General features: G+C 68.3%; 8 protein-coding genes, 1 tRNA gene and 1 pseudogene. 4 read left to right on the top strand and 6 right to left on the bottom strand.

All coding sequences use genetic code 11. The features are described from left to right. A pseudogene (locus tag ACWC5O_RS44685) lies at positions 1 to 72 on the top strand (Na+/H+ antiporter NhaA); the annotation flags it as partial. 35 nt (positions 73 to 107) lie between these two features. Here ACWC5O_RS44685 and ACWC5O_RS44680 read toward each other — a convergent pair. From ACWC5O_RS44680 to ACWC5O_RS44660, 5 genes are all read right to left on the bottom strand, one after another. After that, entirely contained in the window at positions 108 to 428 is a 321-nt protein-coding gene (locus ACWC5O_RS44680; protein WP_450592362.1) for an SCO5918 family protein, read from the bottom strand. A gap of 58 nt (positions 429 to 486) precedes the next feature. Continuing rightward, positions 487 to 732, bottom strand: coding sequence for a CBS domain-containing protein (locus ACWC5O_RS44675; protein ID WP_450592361.1), 246 nt, complete (start codon positions 730 to 732; stop codon positions 487 to 489). A gap of 174 nt (positions 733 to 906) precedes the next feature. Next, positions 907 to 2,379 carry a DEAD/DEAH box helicase gene (locus ACWC5O_RS44670; RefSeq protein ID WP_450592360.1) on the bottom strand — a complete coding sequence of 491 codons (1,473 nt, stop codon included), beginning with the start codon at positions 2,377 to 2,379 and terminating at the stop codon, positions 907 to 909. 180 nt (positions 2,380 to 2,559) lie between these two features. Then, positions 2,560 to 2,763: a cold-shock protein gene (locus tag ACWC5O_RS44665; protein WP_028799214.1), complete on the bottom strand. Its 204-nt coding sequence runs from the start codon at positions 2,761 to 2,763 to the stop codon at positions 2,560 to 2,562. A gap of 800 nt (positions 2,764 to 3,563) precedes the next feature. Beyond that, positions 3,564 to 4,157 (bottom strand): TetR/AcrR family transcriptional regulator, encoded by a 594-nt coding sequence (locus ACWC5O_RS44660; protein ID WP_450592359.1) that lies wholly within the window; start codon positions 4,155 to 4,157, stop codon positions 3,564 to 3,566. A gap of 241 nt (positions 4,158 to 4,398) precedes the next feature. On the opposite strand from ACWC5O_RS44660, the gene ACWC5O_RS44655 reads away from it, so the two are divergent. Next, positions 4,399 to 5,544, top strand: a complete 1,146-nt coding sequence (locus ACWC5O_RS44655) for an FAD-dependent oxidoreductase (RefSeq protein WP_450592357.1) — start codon at positions 4,399 to 4,401, stop codon at positions 5,542 to 5,544. 310 nt (positions 5,545 to 5,854) lie between these two features. On the opposite strand, the gene ACWC5O_RS44650 is transcribed toward ACWC5O_RS44655, so the two are convergent. Further along, positions 5,855 to 5,928: transfer RNA gene (locus tag ACWC5O_RS44650), tRNA-Gly, on the bottom strand. A gap of 543 nt (positions 5,929 to 6,471) precedes the next feature. On the opposite strand from ACWC5O_RS44650, the gene dcd reads away from it, so the two are divergent. After that, a complete protein-coding gene (gene dcd / locus ACWC5O_RS44645; RefSeq protein WP_450592355.1) occupies positions 6,472 to 7,047 on the top strand; it encodes a dCTP deaminase in 576 nt (191 codons plus the stop codon). A 13-nt stretch (positions 7,048 to 7,060) separates the two neighbouring features. After that, on the top strand, positions 7,061 to 7,558 hold the full coding sequence (locus tag ACWC5O_RS44640) for a phosphoribosyltransferase (protein WP_145879306.1): 498 nt from the start codon (positions 7,061 to 7,063) through the stop codon (positions 7,556 to 7,558). Positions 7,559 to 7,726 lie beyond the last annotated feature (168 nt).

Here is a 7,726-nt window from a genome sequence, read left to right as displayed (position 1 = left end):
GAGGGCCTCCTCGCCGTCTTCTTCTTCGTCGCCGGCATCGAGCTCAAGCGCGAGCTTGTCGCCGGGGACCTGCCACCGGGCTCCTGAGGGCGGTCTCCCGCCCGTCCTCACACGGCCACGGGGCCGGTGCCGCCGAGCAGCGCGGACGCGGTGTGGAGGAGAGTGGGTCCACCCTCGCCCACGGACGCGCCCTCGGGGCGGTCGTGGCAGGTGAAGCCGAGACGCGTCATCGCCCGCACGACCTCGCCGGCGGTGAAGTCACGGGGGTCCTGTCGCGTGACGACCCGGCCCACCTGCTTGACGGGGTAGCGGCGGCGGCCGATGGTCACGGACGCCCCCGTGACGAGCTCGGGCCTGACGCCCTTCATCGAGGCCAACACCCCGGTCCTGGTCAGGTCGAACGGGTACCGGGCGATGACACAGCGCATGATGCCTCACGGGGGAGTAGTCGCAGGGGGGAGAACGGCATGCCCGGGCCGAGGCGGATCAGCGCGAGAGGGCGACGCCGCCCGGAACCCGGCCGTACTCACCGACGCCGCCGGGGCCGGAAGGGGGCGGCGATCCGTCGAGGACGTCCCGCAGGCGGATCCGGTCCGTGTACGTGGAACTGTTGCGGAGAACGGCGAGCCGGACCAGGGTGACCAAGCCCTTGCTCTCGTCGTCCCCGTCGCACACGGTCAGGTAATCGACCCGGGCACCCGCCATGACGGCCAGAGCCACTTCGACGGTCATGTCATCACTTACCCGAGGCCCGTGCCCTTCGCTGTCGTCGACCACGGACACGGGGGCGGGGTCCGGCCTGCGGTACTGCGTCCGCTCTGGCGTCAAGGGGGTCTCCTTCGGTAAGGGCTGGTCGGCCTGACGGCCCTTGCGGCCGTCCACGGGGGCTCCTGGGACCGCGCCGGTCTAGGCAGCCGAGTCGCTACCGGGCCGCCGTGCCCTGCGGCGCACCCCCGCGCCGACGGGTCGGCCCTGGCCGGTGCGGCCCCGGCGGCCTGGGGAGGACGAAGACGCGCGGCGGGTGCGTTCCACGGCAGGCGCGGTGATGACCACCGGGAGGCCGGAGGGCGTCTGGGCGCCGGTGATGCGGCTCAGCTCCGCCTCGCCCGAGCGGACCGGGGTGATGTGCGGGGTGATGCCGGCCGAGGCCATCAGTCGGCTCATGCCGCGGCGCTGGGCGGGTGTCACCAGGGTGACGACGCTGCCGGACTCCCCGGCGCGGGCCGTACGGCCGCCACGGTGCAGGTAGTCCTTGTGGTCGCTGGGCGGATCCACGTTGACGACCAGGTCGAGGCTGTCGACGTGGATGCCGCGGGCCGCGACGTTGGTGGCGACCAGGACGGTGACGTGACCGTCCTTGAACTGCGCCAGGGTCCGGGTGCGCTGCGGCTGCGACCTGCCACCGTGCAGGGCCGCGGCGCGGACACCGCTGTTCAGCAGGTGTTCGGTCAGCCGGTCCACGGCGTGCTTGGTGTCCAGGAACATGATGACCCGGCCGTCCCGGGCCGCGATCTCGGTGGTCGTGCGGTGCTTGTCCGCGTCGTGCACGTGGAGTACGTGGTGCTCCATCGTGGTGACGGCACCGGCCGACGGGTCGACGGAGTGCACCACGGGGTCGGTCAGGTAGCGGCGGACCAGCAGGTCGACGTTGCGGTCCAGGGTGGCCGAGAACAACATCCGCTGGCCCTCGGGGCGCACCTGGTCGAGCAGGGCGGTGACCTGGGGCATGAATCCCATGTCGGCCATCTGGTCCGCCTCGTCGAGAACCGTGATGCCGACGTCGTCGAGTCGGCAGTCGCCCCGGTCGATGAGGTCCTTGAGCCGACCGGGCGTCGCGACGACCACCTCCGCACCGGTGCGTAGCGCACCGGCCTGCCTCCCGATGGACATTCCGCCGACCACGGTGGCGAGCCGCAGGCTCACCGAGCGGGCGTAGGGAGCGAGCGCGTCGGTGACCTGCTGGGCCAGCTCACGGGTGGGGACGAGGACCAGGGCCAGTGGCCGGCGCGGCTCGGCGCGCCGACCCGCCGCACGGGCCAGTACCGCGAGGCCGAAGGCGAGGGTCTTGCCCGACCCGGTGCGGCCGCGACCGAGTACGTCACGGCCGGCGAGGGAGTTCGGCAGGGTAGCCGCCTGGATGGGGAACGGTACGGTCACGCCCTCGTGGCCGAGCGTGGCCAGCAACGGCGTCGGCATGGCGAGATCGGCGAACGACTCGACGGCGGGCAACGCCGGTGTGCTCGTCTTCGGCAGTGCGAACTCACCTTGTGCGGCCCGCCGGCCACCGTAGCCCTTGGAGCGGCTCTGAACAGCGGAGCGGCCGACGGCAGCGCTTCCTCCGAAGCGGTCGTATGTGCGAGTTGTGCGTGCACGGTTCATGCGGAACCTTCCTCGATGCGGGCGCGTATTCAAGGAATTTCCGCAGTGAAATGAACGGCGCAGAGAATCTCGAGAACGAGCCGGAAAAAGCAGGGTTGAATCACCCTGAAAATGAAGCGAGCTGGGGCCCGCACCCCAAGGTGCGGGCCCCAGCTGCGAAGTATGTGTCAGTGCGACGCGTCAGGCGGGAACGATGTTCTCGGCCGTCGGGCCCTTCTGGCCCTGCGCGATGTCGAACGACACCTTCTGGCCTTCCAGCAGCTCGCGGAAGCCCTGGGTGGCGATGTTCGAGTAGTGGGCGAAGACGTCGGCGCCGCCGCCGTCCTGCTCGATGAAGCCGAAGCCCTTTTCCGCGTTGAACCACTTCACGGTGCCAGTGGCCATTTTGTTTCTCCTTCGGAGGCGGTGTCAGGAATGCACCCTGTGCGCATTCCGTGTCGCCGTGATGATCAGCCGTCGGAAAAACCTTCTGGCAACCACACCTGCAACTAACACCGACAGTAGCACGTCGTGAGCGACCTCGCGGGGTGGATAATTCCTGGCTGTCTGCCGTCTCAGGAATATTTCTCGTGCGCCGTGTCGATTTCTCACTTCACGACCACAGAAATTACTCTCCCGGGCCGCACTGTTGCCGTCGAGTCTTTCCGGTCACAGCGCTGTGACCTCCGTCGACGGCTTGGGCGCGGCTGCCGTCGTCATCGGCGGGCGACCGTGCCGACGAGCGCGCCGAGACCCCAGCAGCGAGACGAAGGCCACCCGGCGGTTCCGGCGGGGCGACCGCGGCGCCCGCGCCCGGGGCGGTCCGGGACCTGGCGATCATCAAGGAGGCGGCCAAGCGCCGGGGCATGAGCGAGGCCGAGATCATCCGGGACCCCTGGTCTGCTGTACGCGACCGCGCCCACCATGGCTCTGGTGGGCATGGCGCGCATCGCTTCAGTCCACGTTGCCCCCCAAAGGAGGTGTGGTCCGCCCACCGCACCCAGACAGGCATCACTCGGCGCGAGTACGACGCCTGCATGAGTGGCGCGACTCAGGCGAGCGGCCTCACGCTGGAGGATCCCGTCTCCTTCGACGAGCCGGTGACGCTCAGCGTGCTTCGCTCTGCGGGGGCTTTCCACCCTCCGCAGAGCTATCGCCCTTCGTGAAGCGCTGGTCGAGGACGGGCCCAGGAAACGGCCCAGGCGCTACTGCGCGGGCGGCTTGCTCGGCGGCTCCCAGCCGTGGGTGAGGATGTCGAAGACTCCCTCGACGGCGGCCCGGCGGTCCTGCCGGCCGCGAGCGAGCACCGGGATCTCGAGTACGAATCGGGCAAGAGCCACACATGCGAGGTTGTCGTGGTCCACGCCGAACTCGTCGGCGATGACTGCGCTGAGGCTGTCGGTGTACCGGGTCCACATGCGTTCGGCGTAGGCGCGCAGCGCCGGCGTGGAGTTCACCAGGTTGGTGAACTCGGCCGCCTGAGGATGCGTCTCGATCGACGGCCAGGTGTCCAGGACGTGCTGTCGAAGGGCATCGAGGATGCTTTGGTCGGAGGGTCGCTGGCGCACCGCGGCGATCAATTGTGACTCTCGGTCTTCGTCCTGGTCGAATACCAGCGCTTCCTTGCCGCTGAAGTGCTTGAACACCGTCGCGGTCGACACGTCGGCGGCGTCGGCGATGTCACGGATGCTCACCTGGTCGTAGCCGCGCTCCAGGAAGAGTTGCAGTGCGGCGTCGGCGATCGCCTGCCGGGTGGCCGCCTTCTTGCGGTCGCGGCGGCTGGCAGAGGGCACGGTCATGGCTACAGCGTACTCGATAGTCGCATCAGTCGCTAAGTAGAGTCGTTGCACTTTTCTACTCGCTCTGATTTTATGGGTTATCGCGAGTACCTGATGAGCGGCACATCCCTCGTCAGCCTGGTCATCGTCTGCCCTGCGCCGACCTGTTCACCTGAGAGGCCCCTCTGCGTGGCACAACCGGGTGCCGAGGCCGACGACGCCCGGCCTGCTCGCCCCTCTTCGCCGACTGAAAGGGACAACCATGAACTCCCCAGAACCCGCCCGGGCACGCATCAGCATCATCGGCGCCGGCCCCGGCGGACTGACCTGCGCCCGCATCCTTCAGCAGCGCGGCATAGCGGTCACCGTCTACGACCGCGACCGGGGCCCCGACGCGCGCAACCAGGGGGGCACCCTCGATCTGCACGCCGACAGCGGCCAGATCGCCCTGCGCGAAGCCGGTCTGCTCGACGAGTTCTTCAAGCTCGCCCGCCCCGAAGGGCAGGAAATGCGCCAGATGGACGCGACCGGCACGATCACGTCCCATGAAGTCCCGGCGGCCCACGAACTCTTCAAGCCGGAAATCGACCGTGGCCAGCTGCGTAACCTGTTGCTCGACTCCCTGCTACCGGGAACCGTGCACTGGGGCCGCGCCCTCGACACGATCAGTGGACCCGACGGCGGGCCGCGGCGATTGCACTTCACCGACGGCACGACCGTCCAGACCGATCTGGTCATCGGCGCCGACGGAGCCTCCTCCCGGGTACGCCCGGCCGTGTCCCCCGCCGTCCCCCAGTACACCGGGGTGAGCTTCCTGGAAGCATGGTTCTCAGACGTCGAGAACCGGCACCCGGACATGGCCGAGCTGGTCGGCCAGGGCAGCGCCCACGCAGCCGACGGCGAGCGCGGCCTGTTCGCCCAGCGCAACAGCGGAAACCACATCCGCGTCTACATCGTCCAACGAGTCCCCCTCGACTGGATCAGCACGAGCGGCCTGACAGTCGAGGACACCGACGGCATCCGCGCCCTGCTCCTGGGCGAGTACGCCCACTGGTCGCCCCGCATGCGCCGGATGATCACGGAAAACGACGGCCTTTACGTCGACCGCCCGATCTTCGCCCTCCCGGTCCCGCACGCCTGGGAACACAACCCGACGGTGACCCTGCTCGGAGATGCCGCCCACCTCATGCCCCCGCTCGGTGTCGGCGTCAACCTCGCCATGCTCGACGCCGGCGAAATCGCCCTCGCTCTCGCGAACGCCGCCACCGTCGCCGACGCGATCCGCACCTACGAGAAGACCATGCTCCCCCGCTCGACCGAGACGGCCAAGGCCCTCGAAGGCGGCGCCGAACACCTGCTGTCCGCCGACGTACCCGACCTCAGCAGCAACAACGACGCCCGGCACTAGGGGCTGACTGGTTTTCAGCCGTCACCAGCAGATGATGGCGCAGCCGAGGGCGATGAAGGCTTGGCGGATGCCGTCGCGGATCTCCCAGCGGATGCGCACGCGCCAAAACCAGTGCGGCAGCGCGATGGCGCCTTCTACGACCCAGCGGCGGACTCCGAGGCCGGAGCCGTGTTCGGGGCCGCGTCGGGCGATGACCGTGGGGATCTCGAGCGGGTGGACCTTGTCGCGTCAGGGCACGCAGAGGGCACGCCGCCCTCAAATTGGTCTAGGCAACAAACAAACCCCAGGCCACTGACCTGGGGTTTCTCTCTGGAGCGGGTGACGAGAATCGAACTCGCGCTCTCAGCTTGGGAAGCTGATGTTCTACCATTAAACTACACCCGCGTAAGACGGACGGGGCGGCTCCGTAGAGTCGATGTCCGAACGCTCGCTCACTGTACCTCATCGCAGACCCCCGGTGCTCGGACCGCGGGGTCCGTGTGCGTTGGGGGTGTGTTGCAGGCGCGTCGGAGGGGTGGGATTCCGGTGCGGGGGACGCGAGTTGGGGCGTACCGTGGAGGGGTGGGAGAGGGTCCGGGTGGGGCCGGAGTGCCGCCTGGAGAGTCGTCTCTTTGATCCCGTAATGTGGCTTTTGTCGTCAGGGCAGCAAGCCGGACGCGGCTCTTGGGGAAGGGACTTGAGGGACTTGATGGAACGCACCGTCGTTCGCTGTGCGGACGGGCACGTCTTCAGCACCGCTTCGTTCCCGATGCAGCAGGCCGAGCGGCTCGGCCCCGGCCGGCTGGTGAGGTGTCCGCGGTGTGCCCGGCTCCGCAGTGCGGTGCCGGTGGCTCTGCAGAAGCGGTAGCGGGCAGGCGCTGCAAGATCGAAAGGCGCGCGGGGTCGCACGATTGTCGCGGCTCCGCGTGCCTTGCGTATCCTCGGGACGTGCTTCTCTCAGACAAGGACATCCGGGCCGAGATCGACGCCGGGCGGGTGCGCATCGATCCTTACGACGAATCCATGGTGCAGCCGTCGAGCATCGACGTGCGTCTCGACCGTTTCTTCCGGGTGTTCGAGAATCACCGGTACCCCCACATCGACCCGTCCATCGAGCAGGCCGACTTGACGCGGCTGGTCGAGCCCGAGGGCGACGAGCCGTTCATCCTGCATCCCGGCGAGTTCGTGCTGGCCAGCACGTACGAGGTCATCACGCTGCCGGACGATCTCGCCTCGCGCCTCGAGGGGAAGAGCTCGCTGGGGCGGCTGGGGCTCGTCACGCACTCCACCGCCGGGTTCATCGACCCGGGTTTCAGCGGCCACGTGACCCTGGAGCTGTCCAACCTCGCCACCCTGCCGATCAAGCTCTGGCCGGGCATGAAGATCGGCCAGCTGTGCATGTTCCGGCTCAGCTCGCCCGCCGAGTTCCCGTACGGCAGCGAGCGCTACGGCTCCCGGTACCAGGGGCAGCGCGGGCCGACCGCCTCGCGGTCCTTCCAGAACTTCCACCGGACCCAGGTGTGAGGACGGCCGCGACATGAGCGACGTACGGGAGAACCTGACCTACGAGCGGTTCGGTGCCGCCATCCGTGAGCTGGCGCAGACCATCGCCGACGACGGGTACGAGCCGGACATCGTGCTCAGCATCGCGCGCGGGGGTGTCTTCGTCGCCGGCGGGCTGGCCTACGCCCTCGACTGCAAGAACATCCATCTCGTGAACGTCGAGTTCTACACGGGCGTCGGGACGACGCTCGAGATGCCCGTCATGCTCGCGCCCGTCCCCAACGTCATCGACTTCTCCGACAAGAAGGTGCTCATCACCGACGACGTCGCGGACACCGGCAAGACGCTCAAGCTCGTGCGCGACTTCTGCCTCGACACCGTCGCCGAGGTGCGCTCCGCCGTGATCTATGAGAAGTCCCACTCCCTCGTGAAGTGCGAGTACGTCTGGAAGCGCACCGACGAGTGGATCAACTTCCCGTGGAGCGTCCTGCCGCCCGTGGTGAAGCGGGCCGGACAGGTCCTCGACGCCTAGACGGCAACAGCAACAGCAGCAGTAACAGCAGTAACGGCAATAGCAGGAGTATCGAGAGAAGGGCCCCCGGCGCTGCTTCCGTTCTAGTGGTCGTCGCAACACCCCAGCTCAGGGGATGCGATGGACTTCGAGATTCGGGATGAGCGGAAGCCTCAGGGGCCCCGCAGG

This window comes from Streptomyces sp. NPDC001450 (genome assembly GCF_053597295.1).
This window is presented reverse-complemented; position numbering and strand designations above follow the sequence as displayed.